Source organism: Streptomyces sp. NBC_00038 (genome assembly GCF_026343635.1).
Lineage (GTDB): Bacteria > Actinomycetota > Actinomycetes > Streptomycetales > Streptomycetaceae > Streptomyces.
The window spans coordinates 7,852,581-7,870,759 of the sequence record NZ_JAPELQ010000001.1; the positions used below are offsets into that span (position 1 = coordinate 7,852,581).

The window sequence follows — 18,179 nt, forward strand, 5'->3', positions numbered from 1 at the left end:
TGTCGCCTTGGCTGAGCCGAGGCCCCGTGCGCGCCGGAGTGTCGGACCGAACACGTACGATCGAGGAATGAGCACGCGGATCGCCTTCCTCAAGGGGCACGGGACCGAGAACGACTTTGTGATCATCCCGGACCCGGAGAACGCCATCGACCTGCCCGCGACCGCCGTCGCCGCCCTGTGCGACCGCCGCGCGGGCATCGGCGGAGACGGTCTGCTGCATGTCGTACGGTCGGCTGCGCACCCCGAGGCCGAGGCGATGGCGGCCGAGGCGGAGTGGTTCATGGACTACCGCAACGGCGACGGTTCGATCGCCGAGATGTGCGGCAACGGAGTGCGTGTGTTCGCGCGCTATCTGCAGCGAGCGGGACATGTGGCCGAAGGCGACTTCGCGATCGCAACGCGCGGGGGCGTGAAGGCGGTGCACCTCGCCAAGGACGGAGACGTGACCGTCGGCATGGGCAAGGCGCTCCTCCCCGAAGGGGACGTCACCGTGAGCGTCGGCGGGCGGAGCTGGCCCGCGCGCAACGTGAACATGGGCAACCCGCACGCGGTCGCCTTCGTGGACGACCTCGCGCACGCCGGCGATCTGTACGCGCCGCCGCCGTTCAGCCCGGAGTCGGCGTACCCGGACGGGGTCAACGTCGAGTTCGTGGTCGACCGGGGCCCGCAGCACGTCGCCGTGCGTGTCCACGAGCGCGGCGCAGGCGAGACCCGCTCGTGCGGCACGGGCGCGTGTGCCGTGGCCGTCGCCGCGGCCCGCCGGGACGGCGCGGACCCTGCCGTGACCCGCGCTCCTGCGACGTACACCGTCGATGTGCCCGGCGGACGCCTGGTGATCACCGAGCGTCCGGACGGCGAGATCGAGATGACGGGCCCCGCGGTGATCGTGGCCGAAGGTGAGCTTCTCGCCGAATGGTTCGAAACCGTAAACCCCTGAACCTTCGCTCGAATGGGTGATCCGTTTCACGCTCGGCGAGAGGCGGTCAGCCGCACGTGGTGGGCTCGGTAGCATCAAGCACCGGCCCGGACGGGGGATCGACACCATCCCCTGAGCCGTGTACGCCATGGGGCACCCGTCCGCCGGTCTACGCAGCCGGAGGTGCCCATGAGTGCGGAGGCGACGAATCCCGCGACGCCAGGCCCTGTAATGCCTTCCCCCAAGCTCTCGGTTTCTTCCCCGCTCTCGACTTCGCTCGAGCGGGACGACCCCCATGAGCAGGGGGGATCGCCGGTGCACCGCAGGAAGGGCCTTCCGCGGATCGATCTGCGGCGCCTGGGCCGGGCAGCGCTGCTCGGCCCCGCCGCCCGCGACCGGCTGCCCGACGCGATCGGCCACGTGGCCGAGGCGCACCGCGCCCACCACCCCAGCGCCGACCTGGAGCCGCTGCGGCGGGCGTACGTGCTCGCCGAGTCCTCGCACCGCGGCCAGATGCGCAAGAGCGGCGAGCCGTACATCACGCACCCGCTCGCCGTGACCCTGATCCTCGCCGAACTCGGCGCGGAGACCACGACGTTGACCGCCTCCCTGCTCCACGACACCGTCGAGGACACGGAAGTGACCCTCGATCAGGTGCGCGAGGAGTTCGGCGACGAGGTCTGCTACCTGGTCGACGGTGTCACCAAGCTGGAGAAGGTCGACTACGGGGCCGCGGCGGAGCCCGAGACGTTCCGCAAGATGCTCGTCGCCACCGGCAACGACGTCCGGGTGATGTCGATCAAACTCGCCGACCGGCTGCACAACATGCGGACCCTCGGTGTCATGCGCCCCGAGAAGCAGGCGCGAATCGCCAAGGTGACCAGGGACGTTCTGATTCCGCTGGCCGAACGGCTCGGCGTCCAGGCGCTGAAGACCGAGCTGGAGGACCTCGTCTTCGCGATCCTGCACCCCGAGGAGTACCAGCACACCAGGGAGTTGATCGTCGAGAACACCGCGCGCGTCGGAGATCCGCTCGCGGAGATCGCCGAAGACGTGCGCGCGGTGCTGCGCGAGGCGGGCCTGCAGGCCGAAGTCCTCATCCGGCCACGGCACTTCGTCTCCGTGCACCGCGTGTCGCGCAAACGCGGCCCCATGCGCGGCGCCGACTTCGGACGGCTCCTGGTCCTGGTGAACGAGGACGCCGACTGCTACGGAGTCCTCGGCGAACTGCACACCTGTCTCACGCCGGTGGTCTCGGAGTTCAAGGACTTCATCGCCGTACCCAAGTTCAACCTCTACCAGTCGCTGCACACGGCCGTCGCGCGCGGGGACGGCGAGATCGCCGAAGTCCTCATCCGCACCCACCAGATGCACAAGGTCGCCGAGGCCGGCGTCATCGCGCTCGGCAATCCGTACGCTCCTCCCTCGGAGGAGCAGTCCTCGCGGGAGCAGGCGGAGCGTTCTGTGGACGGCGAGCGTGCCGACCCGACGCGCCCCGGCTGGCTCTCCCGGCTCCTCGACTGGCAGGAGGGCGCCGCGGACCCCGACACCTTCTGGTCCACGTTGCGCGAAGACCTCGCCCAGGACCGCGAGATCACCGTGTTCCGCGCCGACGGCGGCTCGTTGGGCCTTCCCGAGGGCGCCAGTTGCGTGGACGCCGCGTACGCGCAGTACGGCGACGACGCGCACGCCTGCATGGGTGCGCGCGTCAACGGCCGCCTGGCGACGCTGAGTACGGTCCTACGGGACGGAGACACCGTTCAACTGCTCATGGGGCAGGATCCGGCCTCCGAGCCCTCCAGGGAGTGGCTGGAGCACGCGCACACGCCCGCCGCGCGGATCGCCATCCAGCGCTGGCTGGCCGCGCACCCTTCGCCCAGTGACTCCGAGGAGCCCGAGGCTCCCGCCGCGGCTCCCCGGCCGACCGCCGAAGGGCCTGCCGCCCGCCCCGGCGCCGCGAACGCCGTCGTCGACCAGTCCGGCGCGTCCGTACGGCTCGCGGGCTGCTGTACGCCGGTGCCGCCCGACGAAGTGACCGCTTTCTCCGTGCGCGGGGGAGTGGTCACCGTCCACCGGGTCGAATGCGCGGCGGTCGAGAGCATGAAGGGCGTGGGGCGCGCGGAGGTCGGTGTGAGCTGGGGTGACACCACCGAGTGCCGGGTCACGCTGGTGGCCGAGTCGTTCGGGCGTCCGCATCTGCTCGCCGATCTCACCGAAGCGATCGCCCTGGAGGGTGTCGCCATCGTCTCGGCGACCGTCGAACCGCCCAGCCAGCAGCGCGTGCGGCACACGTACACGCTCCAACTCCCGGACGCGGCACACCTTCCCGGGCTGATGCGGGCGATGCGGAACGTGCCGGGGGTGTACGACGTGAGCAGGGCGCGGCACCAGGCGGCGGCCGCGCAGTAGGAGGACCCTTTCGGGTGGACCCGGCGCGCGTCGTCACCGTACGGCGGGTGCGCGCTGGTAGCCGTGGTCCATGCCGCTCACCCCCCGCCCCAGGTTTCCCGTCCCCAGGACAGCCCTCCCCAGGACCCGCCGTGTCAAGGCGGCCCTGCTCGCCTCGGCCGTCTCCGGCTGCCTCATCGCCGCGAGCGCGCCCTCGCCGGCCACGCCGCTCGGCGTCGGCGACCGGCTCTTCCCGCACCTGGGCAACCCCGGGTACGACGTCACGTCGTACGACCTCGCCTTCACCTACCCCGGCACGAACAGCAAGCCGCTCGCGGCCGTCACCACGATCGACGCTCTGACGTCCGCCCGGCTCGGTCAGGTCAATCTTGACTTCGCGCACGGAACCGTGGGGTCGGTCGACGTCAACGGGGCGCCCGCGTCCTTCAAGAGCGCCGGGGAAGACCTGGTGGTGACGCCCGCGGAGCCGGTGCCCGAGGGCGGCTGGATGCGGATCACCGTGCGCCACACCAGCGACCCGGTGCCCGCCGCGAACCAGGACGGCGGCTGGGTGCAGACCAAGGACGGGCTCGCGATGGCCAACCAGGCCGACGCCGCGCACCTGGTCTTCCCGTGCAACGACCACCCCTCCGACAAGGCGATGTTCACCATCCACGTCACCGCGCCCGACGGGTACACGGCCGTGGCGAACGGTCTGCCCGCCGGAACGGACCGTGCGGGGAAGTCGTCCACCTGGACGTACCGCACCGAGCACCCCATGGCGACCGAGCTGGCCCAGGTGTCCATCGGCCGTTCCACCGTGCTGCACCGCACCGGGCCGCACGAGCTGCCGGTGCGCGACGTCGTGCCCACCAAGGACCGCGAACTGCTGGAACCGTGGCTCAAGAAGACCCCCGACCAGATCGCCTGGATGGAGGGGAAGATCGGCAGGTACCCCTTCGAGACGTACGGGCTGCTGATGGCCGACGCGCGGACCGGCTTCGAACTGGAGACACAGACACTCTCCCTCTTCGAGAAGGAGCTCTTCACCGAGCCCGCGTACCCGAAGTGGTACGTCGAGTCGATCATGGTGCACGAGCTGTCGCACCAGTGGTTCGGCGACAGTGTCAGCCCCCGCACCTGGTCCGACCTGTGGCTCAACGAGGGGCACGCCACCTGGTACGAGGCGCTGTACGCCGAGGAGAAGGCCGACAGGCCCATGGCGACGCGCATGAAGGCCGCCTACGGGGCGTCCGACTCCTGGCGGGCCGCCGGGGGACCGCCCGCGGCACCGAAGGGGCCCCAGCCGGGGCAGAAGATCAGCATCTTCCGGCCGAACGTCTACGACGGGGCCGCGCTGGTGCTGTACGCGCTGCGCGAAGAGATCGGCCGTCCGGCCTTCGAGCAGCTGGAACGGCTCTGGGTGAGCGTCCACCACGACGGGGTCGCGTCGACGGCGGACTTCGAGGACCTGGCTTCCCGCATCGCGGGCCGTGACCTGAGCGGGTTCTTCAAGGCGTGGCTGTACGCCGAGAAGACCCCGCCGATGCCGGGGCACCCGGACTGGAAGAGCGACGCACCTCAGGCCTCGCAGAGCGCCCGATAACTCGCGTGACGAGACGGGACGTGCCGTGCGACCATCTTTCAGGTCGGCGGCACGGCCACTCCGATGGGTCCTTCCAGGGGCCCGTCCGGGTCAGTGGCACGGCCCCATCGGGGCCGGTGACACGGTCCCCGCGGGGTTGACCCGGCGGAATCCGGGAATCTCCTGGTGGCCTGGGACGTTCTTCCCTGTGACGGACGGTGTCCGTCGTCGTATCGGTGTCCCCATAGACGTAAGGATCCAATGACCTCCTCTTCTTCCCCTTCCCAGGACGCGCAGAGCCTCGCGCAGAACCACCCCGAAGGTCTTCGGGCCGATGCCCTGATGGAAGAGGACGTCGCCTGGAGCCACGAGATCGACGGAGAGCGGGACGGCGACCAGTTCGAACGCTCCGAGCGCGCGGCCCTGCGCCGCGTCGCGGGCCTCTCCACCGAGCTCGAGGACGTCACCGAGGTCGAATACCGACAGCTCCGCCTGGAGCGGGTCGTCCTCGTCGGCGTCTGGACCTCGGGGACCGTGCAGGACGCGGACAACTCCCTCGCCGAGCTGGCAGCCCTCGCGGAGACCGCGGGTGCGCTGGTGCTCGACGGCGTGACCCAGCGCCGCGACAAGCCCGACGCGGCCACGTACATCGGATCCGGCAAGGCCAATGAGCTGCGGGACATCGTCCTGGAGACCGGCGCCGACACCGTGATCTGCGACGGTGAGCTGAGCCCCGGCCAGCTGATCCACCTCGAAGACGTCGTCAAGGTCAAGGTCATCGACCGTACGGCCCTGATCCTCGACATCTTCGCCCAGCACGCCAAGTCCCGAGAGGGCAAGGCGCAGGTCGCACTCGCGCAGATGCAGTACATGCTGCCGAGGCTGCGAGGCTGGGGTCAGTCGCTGTCCCGTCAGATGGGCGGCGGCTCGGGCGGCGGCCTCGCCACCCGTGGTCCCGGTGAGACCAAGATCGAGACGGACCGGCGCCGTATCCGCGAGAAGATGGCGAAGATGCGCCGGGAGATCGCGGACATGAAGACGGGCCGCGACATCAAGCGCCAGGAGCGCCGACGCAACAAGGTGCCCTCGGTGGCCATCGCCGGTTACACCAACGCCGGCAAGTCCTCGCTGCTCAACCGCCTCACGGGCGCGGGCGTGCTCGTCGAGAACGCGCTGTTCGCGACCCTCGACCCGACCGTGCGCCGGGCCGAGACCCCGAGCGGGCGGCTGTACACGCTGGTCGACACGGTCGGTTTTGTACGGCACCTGCCGCACCACCTGGTCGAGGCGTTCCGCTCCACCATGGAGGAGGTCGGCGACGCCGACCTGATCCTGCACGTGGTGGACGGTTCGCACCCGGCGCCGGAGGAGCAGCTGGCCGCCGTGCGCGAGGTCATCCGTGACGTGGGCGCCACCAAGGTGCCCGAGATCGTGGTGATCAACAAGGCGGACGCGGCCGACCCGCTGGTGCTCCAGCGGCTGATGCGGATCGAGAAGCGCTCCATCGCGGTCTCGGCCCGTACGGGTCTCAACATGGACGAGCTGCTCGCGCTCATCGACAACGAGCTGCCGCGCCCCTCGGTCGAGATCGAGGCGCTCGTGCCGTACACCCACGGCAAGCTGGTCGCCCGCGCGCACAACGAGGGCGAGGTGATCTCCGAGGAGCACACCCCGGAGGGCACGCTGCTCAAGGTGCGGGTGCACGAGGAACTGGCGGCGGATCTGGCGCCGTACGTTCCGGCGCCGGCGCTCTCGTAGAGACGGACGTACGAAGGCCCGCCCCCTCTCACAGGGGGCGGGCCTTCGTCATGTGTCCAGACGCCGCTACGTCCGTCGTGTCACTGTCCGGCGAACTTCTCGCTCACCTCGTCGTACACGCCCTTGGCCACTGTGCCGAGGTGCGGACCCGCCAGCCAGCCCGAACTGACCGGGCCGATCGAGGTGTTGGACACCAGCGCGGGCTTGCCGTCGGCCCCCGTGGCCACCCAGCCGCCGCCGGACGAACCGCCCGTCATGGTGCACCCGATGCGGTACATCGTCGGATCGGATTGCACGATCGACAGCCGCCCCGGCTTGTCCGTGCACTGGTGCATGGTCTCGCCGTCGAACGGCGCCGCCGCCGGATAGCCCGTCGCCGTGATGCTCGCGACCTTCGGCACGGCCGGAGCGGTGAAGTTCACCGGAAGCGCCGAACCGATCGTCTCCTCAAGGGACTTGCCGTCGCCGCCCTCTTCCGGCGTCACATGCAGTACGGCGAAGTCGTACGGGGCTCCCTGGCCGCCCGTGGCACCGCCCTGCTCGATCCACTGGTCCGAGGTCTGTGCCCAGTCGCTCCACCAGACGCCGTACGGCGCGAGCTCAGCCTTCGTGGCGGTGGCCAACTCGGCGGCTGTGGCACCGTCGTTGTTGTACGAGGGAACGAAGGCGATGTTGCGGTACCAGCCGCCCGTCTTGCCGGAGTGGACGCAGTGGCCCGCGGTCCACACCAGGTTGGACTTGCCGGGGTTGGCCGGGTCCTCGACCACCGTCGCCGAGCAGACCATCGTGCCCTCGGGGGAGTCGAAGAGCACTTTCCCCGCCTCGGGGGCGTTGTCGTGGTACGCCGTCGGCACGGCCTTCGCGGTCACCGGAGCCGGGGTCGGGTCGGTGACGCCCTGGTCGCCGGAGAGGTCGTTCTCGTCGACGCCCTTGTCCTTGTCCGGATCCTCGGCATCCCGCATCCGGTCCGGGTCCCACAGGCCCTCGATGATCGGGTTGATGTAGTCCTCGGCCTCACGCAGCCAGTCGTCCTTGTCCCAGTTCTTCCAGGCGCCGTCCTTCCACTTGTCGACATCGATCCCGTGCTCTTTGAGCTTGTCCTTGATGTCGTCCGGAATCGTGATCTTGTCGTCGCCGTTCTGGGCCGCGGACGAAGTGGCCGCGCTTCCGGCCGTGTTGTCGCTCGAACCGCAGGCGGTGGCGGTCAGCGCCAGTGCCGCGGTGAGACAGACGGCGGCCAGCGCGGGGGAGGATCCGCGGCGCGCGCCCCTCCCTCGACGAGCGGCGAAGGGCGGGCGTATGGATCGCATGGTGTAACTCCCCCTGGACGTATGAGACCTCGGGCGCCAATCGGCGTCGGCCGTTCGGTGTCACCCGAACGGCATCACAGACTATGCGGTCGCTGTGGGGGACATCCGATGGAACGGCAACGGTTCCGCAACAGGCTGCCTGAGCTGGCAATCATCCGGGCCGGCCATCGACGGCGACGTCAACGACCCACGTCAGCGGCCTGCGTTGAACGCGGGTACCTCAACTACCGGCGGGGCGGGGCACAAGGTCGGTGACCTGTTGGCGGACCGCTTCCCAAGCCGTGGGGTGAAGCGAGCCGATGACCGTGCGGCGCAGGGCGTCGAGTATCTCCTCCGGGCCGGTGTCGCCCTTGGTGCTCTCGGTGAGCACCTCGTATCCGTCGCGGACGGCGACACGAAGACGGGTCCCTCCACCGTCGGCGGCGTGCAGAGCTGCGGCGACGACGAGAGGCGGCGGCCCACCCGCTTCACCGGCCAGCTTGTGATAGCTGCTGGCTATCGGCTCACGCCAGCGGAGGCTGAGCAGCAGGTGGCTCTTGGCCAGGACCTCGGCCAGGTCGGTCTCGTAGACGCTGTCCGCCTCCAGGACCACCGCACGGGCGTCCAGTACGAGTGCCGCGGGCAGCAGGCAGCGCAGCGTGCTGCCGACGAGGTTGCCGCCGACCGTGGCCGTCCGGCGCACGGCTCCGGTCCCCACCGAGGAGGCCGCCCGGTGCAGCACCTCCGGCACACGGCCGTCGATCCGGTTCAGCACCACGGCCGCGCCCAGCGCCCCGCGCCCGATCACGTTGGCCTCCGGAAGCTCGCGCAGCGACATGGCCTGCTCGGGGAAGCCGTCCTGTTGCCAGGTGGCCCACACCAGCGTCGCCCCTCCTATCGGCACCGCTCCCTCGGCCATGCACTCCTGGGCTTCGGACACGGACGTGGGCAGACGCAACAGCACGGCAGCCGACCTGCTTTCCTGGACGAGTTGGCGGTGGGGTACGAGATCTCAGCCACAGTTGACCGCTGACATGGCGCATTTTCTCCCACGTACGCGGGGGCGCGTACAGGGCTCATTCCTTCCACCTGTGCGCCCCTAACATTCGGGCGCGCAATGTCGAGCCTCCCGGCGCGACGCGCAACCCGCCTTGCGGACGGCCGAGTTCGGCCGGGAGGCCGGGCGGAGCCGCCTGCGACGCCGTCCCGGGAGACGAAGATCACGGCGGGATGTGCGGTCTTGGCCATGAACCCGACACGCGGTACGGTCTGTGGGATATCGACGACGGTTTGGCGGAAGCCGGTGGAAATCCGGCACGGTCGCGCCACTGTGAACGAAACGGACCGCCTGTACCGGCGGAGTGTCTCGCAAGTCAGACCCGCACCTGTCGTCCATCGCACCACCGATATGGGACGCGAACTCCCGAGGAGGTCCTGCCATGGCGCAGACCGTCGCACCGCCGACAGCCACCCCTGCCCTTCCCGTCAAGCTGCCGATCGGCGCGATCGTCCCCTGGGCGGTCTTCTTCGGCGTCCTGATGCTTGTGCTGCTGTACTTCGTCGGCGCCGAGCAGGGCGCCACCTCCGTCGTCTCCGGTGAGGCCGTCCACGAGTGGGTGCACGACGGCCGCCACCTGCTCGGGTTCCCCTGCCACTGACGAGGGACACCGCGCACCAATGAACTCCGCAACCGTCAGGAACCTCCTCGTGCGGGGCATGCTCGCCGGCCTGGGCGCCGGCGTGCTCGCCCTTCTCGTGGCCTACTTCCTGGGCGAGCCCAGCGTCGACGACGCCATCGGCTTCGAAGAAGCCCACGCCTCGGCGCACGAGCACGAGGTCGAGATCGTCAGCCGCAGCCTCCAGTCCACCGGCGGCCTCGCCACCGGCGTCCTGATCTACGGCGTCGCCTTCGGCGGCATCGCCGCCCTCGCCTACTGCTTCGCCCTCGGCCGCGTCGGCCGCTTCACCCCGCGCGCCACGGCACTGCTGCTCTCGGGTGCCGCCCTGCTCGCCGTGTACGTCGTACCGTTCCTGAAGTACCCGGCCAACCCGCCGTCCGTCGGCGACCCCGACACCATCGGGAAGCGCACGACCCTCTACTTCCTGATGATGCTGCTCAGCGTGCTCCTCGCGGTCGCCGCCGTGATCCTCGGCAAGCGGCTCGCACCCAGGTGGGGCACGTGGTATGCCACCGTCGCCGCGGTCGCCTTCTTCGTCCTGGTGATCGGTCTCGCGTACGCGTTCCTGCCGGCCGTCAACGAGGTCCCGCAGGATTTCCCGGCCACCCTGTTGTGGCGGTTCCGCACCTCGGCCCTCGCCATCCAGCTCACTCTGTGGACCGGATTCGGCCTGATCTTCGGCGAGTTGGCGCAGCGGCTGCTGACTCCGCGAGCTGTTGAGGCCGCACCCGCGAAGGCAGCGCCCGTTCCGCATTGACGTACCGCATGAAGAGGAACTCGTACGGGACCTTGAGAAGGGGCCGGCCGAGAGGGAGCCGGGGCTTGCCCTCTCGGCCGGCCGGTCGGATCAGGATCCCGCGAGCTCCGTGCGGACCGTCCGGGCCGCCGCGACCAGGTTCTCCAGGGACGCGCGGGTCTCGGGCCAGCCGCGGGTCTTCAGGCCGCAGTCGGGGTTGACCCACAGCCGTTCGGCGGGGATGGCCTCAAGTCCCTTGCGCAGCAGGGCGGCCGCCTCGTCGGTGCTCGGCACGCGGGGGGGAGTGGATGTCGTACACGCCGGGCCCCGCCTCGCGCGGATAGCCGTGCCCGGCCAGCTCGCGGGCGACCTGCATGTGGGAGCGGGCGGCCTCCAGGCTGATGACGTCGGCGTCGAGGTCGTCGATGGCCTGGACGATGTCGCCGAACTCGGCGTAGCACATGTGGGTGTGGATCTGGGTGTCCGGGCGTACGCCGCCGACGGTGAGCCGGAACGCCTCGGTGGCCCAGGCCAGGTACGCGGGACGGTCCACGGCCCGCATTGGCAGCGTCTCGCGCAGGGCGGGCTCGTCGACCTGGATGACCGAAGTCCCCGCCGCTTCCAGCTCCTCGACCTCGTCGCGCAGGGCGAGGGCGACCTGGCGGGCGGTGTCGCCGAGCGGCTGGTCGTCGCGGACGAAGGACCAGGCGAGCATGGTGACCGGTCCGGTGAGCATGCCCTTGACCGGGCGGTCGGTGAGGGACTGGGCGTACGTCGTCCAGCGCACCGTCATCGGCTCGGGGCGGGAGATGTCGCCGGCCAGGATCGGCGGGCGGACGTAACGGGTGCCGTACGACTGGACCCAGCCGTGCTGGGTGGCGAGGTACCCCGTCAGCTGTTCGGCGAAGTACTGGACCATGTCGTTGCGTTCGGGCTCACCGTGCACCAGGACGTCAAGACCGGTCTTCTCCTGGAAGGAGATCACCTCGCCGATCTCGGCCCTGATGCGCTCCTCGTACCCGGCGCCGTCGATCCGCCCCGCGCGCAGGTCGGCCCGCGCGACGCGCAGTTCGGCGGTCTGCGGGAAGGAGCCGATGGTGGTGGTCGGCAGCAGCGGCAGACCGAGGTGGGCGCGCTGGGCGGCGGCCCGCTCGGCGTACGGCTGGGAGCGGCGGGCGTCGGCGTCCGTGACGGCGGCGGTGCGGGCCCGTACCGCGGGGTCGCGGGTCAGCGCCGAGCCGGCGCGGGAGGCCAGGTCGGCCCGGTTGGCGGCCAGTTCGGCCGCGATGGTCTCGGTCCCACGGGCGAGGCCCTTGGCGAGGGTGACGATCTCGGCGGTCTTCTGGCGGGCGAAGGCGAGCCAGCGCAGGATCTGCGGCTCGATGTCGCGTTCGACGGCGGCGTCGAGCGGGACGTGGAGCAGCGAGCAGGAGGCGGCCACGTCGACCTGACCGGCCAGCCCGAGCAGGGTGCCGAGCGTGGCGAGGGAGGCCGACAGGTCGTTCACCCAGATGTTGCGGCCGTTGACCACACCCGCGACCAGGCGCTTGCCGGGCAGTCCGCCCACCGCGGCCAGGGCGTCCAGGTTGGCGGCGGCGTCGTCGGTGAAGTCCAGGGCGAGACCGTTGACAGGAGCCTTGGCCAGCACCGGCAGCGCGTCGCCGAGCCGGCCGAAGTACGAGGCGACCAGCAGCTTCGGACGGTCGGTGAGCCCGCCCAGCTCACGATAGGCGCGCGCGGCGGCGTTCAGCTCGGCGGGCGTGCGGTCCTGGACGAGGGCCGGTTCGTCGAGCTGCACCCACTCGGCGCCCGCGGCTCGCAGGTCCCCGAGGACCTCGGCGTACACGGGCAGCAGCCGGTCGAGGAGGGTCAGCGGGTCGAAGTCCGGGGCCACGCCGGGCGCGGGCTTGGCGAGCAGGAGGTAGGTGACGGGGCCGACGAGGACCGGGCGGGCGGTGAGGCCGAGTGCGAGAGCTTCGCCGAACTCGGTGACCTGCTTGGTGGAGTCGGTGGCGAAGACGGTGTTCGGGCCCAACTCCGGTACGAGGTAGTGGTAGTTGGTGTCGAACCACTTCGTCATCTCCAGGGGCGCCACATCCTGTGTGCCGCGCGCCATCGCGAAGTAGCCGTCCAGCACGTCGGACTCGACGGCGGCCCGGTGGCGTTCGGGGATCGCGCCGACCATGACGGTGGTGTCCAGGACGTGGTCGTAGTACGAGAAGTCGCCGGTCGGCACCTCGTGGATGCCGGCCCCGGCCAGCTGGCGCCAGTTGGCCCGGCGCAGTTCGGCGGCGGTGGCCCGGAGGGCGTCGGCGTCGACGCGGCCCTTCCAGTAGCCCTCGATCGCCTTCTTGAGCTCCCGGCCCTGGCCCTGACGGGGGTAGCCGTGCACGGTGGCCCGTACTGCCGCGGCTGCGGACTTCGTTGTCACGGAAATCTCCTTCGCGAGATGTCTCCCTGAGATCCCGGGACGGGACGAGAGCGCGAAGGGGTGACGAACCGGACGGAACGACTCTCGAGCGGCGAGGCGCGGTCGTCTGCCTGGTATGTACGCCGACCCGCCCACGAGGTCACCGGGATGTCCGCGCACGATCGGTCGCGCGCGGGCAGCGGGCAGGTCTTCGGACTCGCGGGCGCGTACTCCGTACGTTCTCCGTACGGCGGACACCTACTGACCGTCGCTTCCCAGAACCTCTCGGCTCCAGTGCGTATGACGGCGGTCGTTCCCACTCACCGCTGCGGGGCAGTCCCGGATTCCCACCGGGTTCCCTCTTGCGACGCATCCCGCCTGGCGGACGGGGCGAACCAGCTGCACCGGTCAGCCTAGCTCAGCCCGTCTCGCCCCCGAAGGCCCCCAGGATGCGTTCGGCGGCGAGTGTGGCCGTCAACTCCCCGGCGCGGACCCGCTGTTCGAGGGCGGGCGCGAGGGCGCGTACGGCCGGATCGCCGTTCAGCCGGCGAAGCAGCTCGTCGCGCACCATCGTCCAGGTCCAGTCGACCTGCTGGTCGCGGCGCTTGGCGGCGAGCCGGCCGGTCGAGTCGAGGAGCGTGCGGTGCTGGTCGAGGCGCTCCCAGACGGTGTCCAGGCCCGTCGACTCGCGGGCGCTGCACGTCAGTACGGGCGGGGTCCATGCCGCTTCGGCGGAGTGCATGAGCCGCAGGGCTCCGGCCAGTTCGCGAGCCGCGGCGCGCGCGTCACGCTCGTGCGGGCCGTCCGCCTTGTTCACGGCGATCACGTCGGCCAGTTCCAGGACGCCCTTCTTGATGCCCTGCAACTGGTCTCCGGTGCGGGCGAGGGTCAGCAGCAGGAAGGAGTCGACCATGTTGGCGACCGCTGTCTCGGACTGGCCGACGCCGACCGTCTCCACCAGCACGACGTCGTAGCCCGCCGCCTCCATCACCACGATCGACTCGCGCGTGGCCTTGGCGACGCCGCCCAGGGTGCCGGCGGTGGGGGAGGGCCGCACGAAGGCCGCGGGATCCACGGCGAGGCGCTCCATCCGGGTCTTGTCGCCCAGGATCGAACCGCCCGTACGGCTCGACGAGGGGTCGACGGCCAGCACCGCGACCCGGTGGCCGAGCCCGGTGAGCAGGGTGCCGAGCGCGTCGATGAACGTCGACTTGCCCACGCCGGGCACCCCGCTGATGCCGATCCGCCGCGCCTTCCCGCTGTGCGGCAGCAGCTCGGTCAGCAACTCCTGCGCCATGGCCCGGTGTTGGGGATTCGTCGACTCGACGAGCGTGATGGCGCGTGCCACCAGCGCCCGCTTCCCGTCGAGCACGCCCTTCACATAGGTGTCGACATCGATCACGGGGTGTGCCCGAGGTCGGTGGCCAGCCGCTGAACCAGGTCGTACGCCGCGTCCGGGATCACCGTCCCGGGCGGGAAGACGGCAGCCGCACCCATCTCCAGGAGCGTGGGCACGTCCTGCGGCGGAATCACCCCGCCGACCACGATCATGATGTCCTCACGGCCCTCCTCGGCGAGCGACTCCCGCAACGCCGGTACGAGCGTGAGGTGCCCGGCGGCCAGCGAGGACACCCCGACGATGTGCACGTCCGCCTCGACGGCCTGCCGGGCGACCTCCGCCGGGGTCTGGAACAGCGGGCCGACATCGACGTCGAAGCCGAGGTCCGCGAAGGCCGTGGCGATCACCTTCTGGCCGCGGTCGTGGCCGTCCTGGCCCATCTTGGCGACCAGGATGCGGGGGCGACGGCCCTCGGCCTCCTCGAAGGAGCCCACGAGCGACCGGGTGCGCTCGACGTTCGGGGAATCGCCGGCTTCGTTGCGGTACACACCGGAGATCGTACGGATCTGGCTCGAGTGCCGTCCGTACACCTTCTCCAGGGCGTCGGAGATCTCGCCGACGGTGGCCTTCGCACGGGCCGCGTTCACGGCCAGCTCCAGCAGGTTTCCGGTGCCCCCGGCGGCGCGGGTCAGGGCGTCCAACGAGTCCTGGCACGCCCGCTCGTCGCGCTCCGCGCGCAGCCGCCGCAGCTTCTCGATCTGCTGCGTGCGTACGGAGGAGTTGTCGACCGTGAGGACGTCGATCTGCTCGTCGGTCTCGACCCGGTACTTGTTCACGCCGATGACCGGCTGGCGTCCGGAGTCGATACGCGCCTGGGTGCGGGCCGCCGCCTCCTCGATGCGCAGCTTGGGGATGCCTGCGTCGATGGCCTTGGCCATACCGCCCGCCGCCTCGACCTCCTCGATGTGCTGCCAGGCCCGGCGTGCGAGGTCGTACGTCAGCTTCTCTACGTACGCGCTGCCACCCCACGGGTCGATCACCCGGGTCGTCCCCGACTCCTGCTGGATCAGCAGCTGCGTGTTGCGGGCGATGCGTGCCGAGAAGTCGGTGGGCAGGGCGAGCGCCTCGTCGAGGGCGTTGGTGTGCAGTGACTGGGTGTGGCCCTGCGTCGCCGCCATCGCCTCCACACACGTACGCGTCACGTTGTTGAACACGTCCTGCGCGGTCAGCGACCAGCCCGAGGTCTGCGAATGGGTGCGCAGGGAAAGCGACTTGGCGTTCTGCGGGTCGAACTGCTTGACCAGCTTGGCCCACAGCAGCCGCGCCGCCCGCATCTTGGCGATCTCCATGAAGAAGTTCATGCCGATCGCCCAGAAGAAGGACAGCCGGGGCGCGAACGCGTCCACGTCCATCCCCGCGCCCCGCCCCGCCCGGATGTACTCCACCCCGTCGGCCAGCGTGTACGCCAGCTCCAAGTCGGCCGTCGCGCCCGCCTCTTGGATGTGGTAGCCCGAGATGGAGATGGAGTTGTAGCGCGGCATCCGCTGCGAGGTGTAGGCGAAGATGTCGGAGATGATCCGCATCGACGGCTTCGGCGGATAGATGTACGTGTTGCGGACCATGAACTCTTTGAGGATGTCGTTCTGGATGGTCCCGGCCAACTTCTCGGGCGGTACGCCCTGTTCCTCCGCGGCCACGATGTACAGCGCCAGCACCGGCAGCACGGCGCCGTTCATCGTCATCGACACGGTCATCTTGTCGAGCGGGATGCCGTCGAAGAGCTGGCGCATGTCGTAGATCGAGTCGATGGCCACGCCCGCCATGCCGACGTCACCGGTCACGCGCGGGTGGTCGCTGTCGTAGCCGCGGTGGGTGGGCAGGTCGAAGGCGACGGACAGGCCCTTCTGACCGGCCGCGAGGTTGCGCCGGTAGAAGGCGTTGGACTCCTCGGCGGTGGAGAAGCCCGCGTACTGGCGGATGGTCCAGGGCTGGTTGACGTACATCGTCGGGTACGGGCCGCGCAGATACGGGGCGATGCCCGGGTAGGTGCCCAGGAAGTCCAGGCCCTCGACGTCCTGCCCGGTGTAGAGCGGCTTGACCGCGATGCCCTCGGGGGTTTCCCAGAGGAGGTCGTCCCCGCCCGTCGCCTTCTTCACGGCTGTACGCCACTCGTCGGGGCCGCCGTCGGCGGTGGGCGTCCCCAGTTCGATCCCGGAGAAGTCGGGGATTCCCATCAGGACACTCCCATACGGTCGAGTGCGGTGGAGAGCACGGTGACGGTGTCACAGCCCGCGAAGACATAGCCGTCGATACCGGGGTACTGCCCGGGCCGGCCGGCGAGGAACACATGCCCGGCACCCGCCGCCGTGAGGGCCCGGGCGGTATCCGCGGCCTGCTCCTCGTACAGCGCGTCGCTGGAGCACAGGCAGACCTCGGTGGCACCGCTGTCCTCGAAGGTGCCCTCCGTGACCGGCTCGATGCCACCGGCCTGGAACAGGTTCGAGGCAAAGGTGAGGCGCGCGGTGTGGGCGGCGGCGGGACCCATGGCGGCCAGGAAGATCCGCGGCCGGGACCCGGTCGCCGCCAGGTGGGCGTCCGAGCGGGCGCGCAGCGCCTCGTACGCCTCGTCGCGCCGCACCCGGGGGAGTCCGCCGGCGGGAGGAGCGGGCGCGGGAACGCGCTCCACGGGCCGCTCGGCGAGGTTCGGGAACTCGCTGACCCCGGTCACGGGCTCACGCCGCTGGGCGAGCTTCGCGCTCCGCGCCTCCCATGTCTTCGCCAGTTCCTGACCGAGCCGGCCCGAGCGAAGGGCCTCCGCCTGGCCGCCCTCCCGTTCGATCCACTGGAAGAACTCCCAGCCCGCGTGCGCGAGTTCGTCGGTGAGCCGCTCCACGTACCAGGAGCCGCCCGCCGGATCGATCACCCTCGACAGGTGCGACTCCTCGACCAGGATCGTCGAGGTGTTGCGGGCGATCCGCCGCGCGAACGCGTCCGGCAGACCGAGGGCGTGGTCGAAGGGCAGCACGGTCACGGCATCGGCGCCGCCGACCCCGGCGGCCAGCGTGGCGACCGTCGTACGCAGCATGTTCACCCACGGATCACGGCGTGCCATCATCACCGGCGAGGTCACGGCGTGCTGGAGCTGCCCGACCGGGGCACCGCAGACTTCGGTCACGCGCGCCCACAGCCTGCGGGCCGCCCGGAGCTTGGCGATCGTCAGAAACTGGTCGGCGGTGGCCGCGTACCGGAACTCCAGCTGCGCGCAGGCCTGTTCGACCGAAAGACCCGCCTCGTCCAGCTCCCGCAGATAGGCGACACCGGTCGCCAGCGAGCAGCCCAACTCCTGAGCGGCGGAGCCACCGGCCTCGTGGTACGGCAAGGCGTCCACGGTCAGTGCCCGCAGCCCCGGGTATCCCTCGGCGCACAGCCGCGCGAGGCCGGCGACCGGCGCGAAGCCGAACGGCTCGTCCCCCGTACGGGCCTGGTGGCCCAGCGGATCGGCACCCAGGTTGCCGCGCGCCGCCTCCTTGGCGACACCCCGCTCCTCGTACAGCCGCAGCAACTCCCGTGCGGCGGACTCCACATCACGTCCCGCGTCCAGGACCACGGGCGCCAGGTCGAGGTACACGCCGTCGAGGACCCGGCCGAGCGAAGGCACCGGGATCCCGCCCGCACCGGCGACCAGCCAGAGCGAGGTGACGCCGTTCTCCAGGTCCGCGAGCACCGCGCCGCCGTCGACGGCCGTGTGCTGCTGGCGTACGTCCCAGCCGCCGACGGTGTTCCCCTCGGCACGGCCACCGCGTAGGAAGGGGGCGAAACCGGGTAGGCCGGCATCGGGCGCGGCGTCGTGCGCGGAGTACAGGGGCCGGATGCCGAGCCCGTCCTCCAGCGCGGTGGACAGAGCATCTTCGGCTGCCGTTTCCGGGACTTCCCTGCCCGACTTGCGCAGTACGCCCGCCACGAGGCGCTGCCACTGCTCATGAGTGGCGTCAGGGAATTCGGAGGCCAGCGAAAGCCCGTCGTCAGGCAGGACCGTCATGCTCGGATGTTAGGCCAGCCGGACAAAGGAGCAGCAGAGG

11 protein-coding genes, 1 pseudogene and 2 riboswitches are annotated in these 18,179 nt (G+C 70.5%); of the genes and pseudogenes, 6 read left to right on the top strand and 6 right to left on the bottom strand.

What is annotated here, in order from left to right:
- Positions 1-67 precede the first annotated feature (67 nt).
- The 4 genes from dapF to hflX all read left to right on the top strand — a co-directional run bounded on the left by dapF (position 68) and on the right by hflX (position 6,647).
- Positions 68-937, top strand: coding sequence for a diaminopimelate epimerase (gene dapF, locus OG219_RS35510; protein ID WP_266833543.1), 870 nt, complete (start codon positions 68-70; stop codon positions 935-937).
- Between the two features lie 168 nt (positions 938-1,105).
- Entirely contained in the window at positions 1,106-3,325 is a 2,220-nt protein-coding gene (locus OG219_RS35515) for a bifunctional (p)ppGpp synthetase/guanosine-3',5'-bis(diphosphate) 3'-pyrophosphohydrolase (protein WP_266833545.1), read from the top strand.
- 70 nt (positions 3,326-3,395) lie between these two features.
- Positions 3,396-4,910, top strand: coding sequence for a M1 family metallopeptidase (locus OG219_RS35520; protein WP_266833547.1), 1,515 nt, complete (start codon positions 3,396-3,398; stop codon positions 4,908-4,910).
- Positions 4,911-5,150: 240 nt separating this feature from the next.
- Positions 5,151-6,647, top strand: a complete 1,497-nt coding sequence (gene hflX, locus OG219_RS35525; RefSeq protein WP_266833549.1) for a GTPase HflX — start codon at positions 5,151-5,153, stop codon at positions 6,645-6,647.
- 80 nt (positions 6,648-6,727) lie between these two features.
- On the opposite strand, the gene OG219_RS35530 is transcribed toward hflX, so the two are convergent.
- Both OG219_RS35530 and OG219_RS35535 read right to left on the bottom strand, forming a co-directional pair.
- On the bottom strand, positions 6,728-7,957 hold the full coding sequence (locus OG219_RS35530) for a serine protease (protein WP_266833551.1): 1,230 nt from the start codon (positions 7,955-7,957) through the stop codon (positions 6,728-6,730).
- Positions 7,958-8,177: 220 nt separating this feature from the next.
- Positions 8,178-8,900: an FAD binding domain-containing protein gene (locus OG219_RS35535; protein WP_266833553.1), complete on the bottom strand. Its 723-nt coding sequence runs from the start codon at positions 8,898-8,900 to the stop codon at positions 8,178-8,180.
- Positions 8,901-9,231: 331 nt separating this feature from the next.
- A riboswitch (cobalamin riboswitch) is annotated at positions 9,232-9,315 on the top strand.
- Positions 9,316-9,375: 60 nt separating this feature from the next.
- Here OG219_RS35535 and OG219_RS35540 point away from each other — a divergent pair.
- Both OG219_RS35540 and OG219_RS35545 read left to right on the top strand, forming a co-directional pair.
- Positions 9,376-9,594 carry a CbtB domain-containing protein gene (locus OG219_RS35540; protein WP_266833555.1) on the top strand — a complete coding sequence of 73 codons (219 nt, stop codon included), beginning with the start codon at positions 9,376-9,378 and terminating at the stop codon, positions 9,592-9,594.
- A 19-nt stretch (positions 9,595-9,613) separates the two neighbouring features.
- Positions 9,614-10,372, top strand: a complete 759-nt coding sequence (locus OG219_RS35545) for a CbtA family protein (protein WP_266833557.1) — start codon at positions 9,614-9,616, stop codon at positions 10,370-10,372.
- 90 nt (positions 10,373-10,462) lie between these two features.
- Here OG219_RS35545 and metE read toward each other — a convergent pair.
- The 4 genes and pseudogenes from metE to OG219_RS35565 form a co-directional block, all read right to left on the bottom strand.
- Positions 10,463-12,782, bottom strand: a pseudogene (metE, locus tag OG219_RS35550) (5-methyltetrahydropteroyltriglutamate--homocysteine S-methyltransferase).
- 163 nt (positions 12,783-12,945) lie between these two features.
- Positions 12,946-13,176: riboswitch (cobalamin riboswitch) on the bottom strand.
- Between the two features lie 3 nt (positions 13,177-13,179).
- Positions 13,180-14,163, bottom strand: a complete 984-nt coding sequence (gene meaB, locus OG219_RS35555; RefSeq protein WP_266833559.1) for a methylmalonyl Co-A mutase-associated GTPase MeaB — start codon at positions 14,161-14,163, stop codon at positions 13,180-13,182.
- The gene (gene scpA / locus OG219_RS35560; protein WP_266833561.1) at positions 14,160-16,334 is read right to left on the bottom strand and encodes a methylmalonyl-CoA mutase; all 2,175 of its coding nucleotides are present in this window, start codon (positions 16,332-16,334) and stop codon (positions 14,160-14,162) included. Before scpA ends, meaB begins: the two co-directional genes overlap by 4 nt.
- On the bottom strand, positions 16,334-18,139 hold the full coding sequence (locus OG219_RS35565; RefSeq protein WP_266833563.1) for a methylmalonyl-CoA mutase family protein: 1,806 nt from the start codon (positions 18,137-18,139) through the stop codon (positions 16,334-16,336). The genes scpA and OG219_RS35565 overlap by 1 nt, the downstream gene beginning before the upstream one ends.
- Positions 18,140-18,179: the final 40 nt, after the last annotated feature.

Excerpts from the sequence above, each read along its gene's own strand:
- OG219_RS35540 (WP_266833555.1), top strand. The coding sequence starts at position 9,376 with ATGGCGCAGACCGTCGCACCGCCGACAGCCACCCCTGCCCTTCCCGTC.
- scpA (WP_266833561.1), bottom strand. The coding sequence starts at position 16,334 with ATGGGAATCCCCGACTTCTCCGGGATCGAACTGGGGACGCCCACCGCC.
- OG219_RS35520 (WP_266833547.1), top strand. The coding sequence starts at position 3,396 with ATGCCGCTCACCCCCCGCCCCAGGTTTCCCGTCCCCAGGACAGCCCTC.
- OG219_RS35515 (WP_266833545.1), top strand. The coding sequence starts at position 1,106 with ATGAGTGCGGAGGCGACGAATCCCGCGACGCCAGGCCCTGTAATGCCT.
- OG219_RS35530 (WP_266833551.1), bottom strand. The coding sequence starts at position 7,957 with ATGCGATCCATACGCCCGCCCTTCGCCGCTCGTCGAGGGAGGGGCGCG.
- OG219_RS35565 (WP_266833563.1), bottom strand. The coding sequence starts at position 18,139 with ATGACGGTCCTGCCTGACGACGGGCTTTCGCTGGCCTCCGAATTCCCT.
- hflX (WP_266833549.1), top strand. The coding sequence starts at position 5,151 with ATGACCTCCTCTTCTTCCCCTTCCCAGGACGCGCAGAGCCTCGCGCAG.
- dapF (WP_266833543.1), top strand. The coding sequence starts at position 68 with ATGAGCACGCGGATCGCCTTCCTCAAGGGGCACGGGACCGAGAACGAC.
- OG219_RS35545 (WP_266833557.1), top strand. The coding sequence starts at position 9,614 with ATGAACTCCGCAACCGTCAGGAACCTCCTCGTGCGGGGCATGCTCGCC.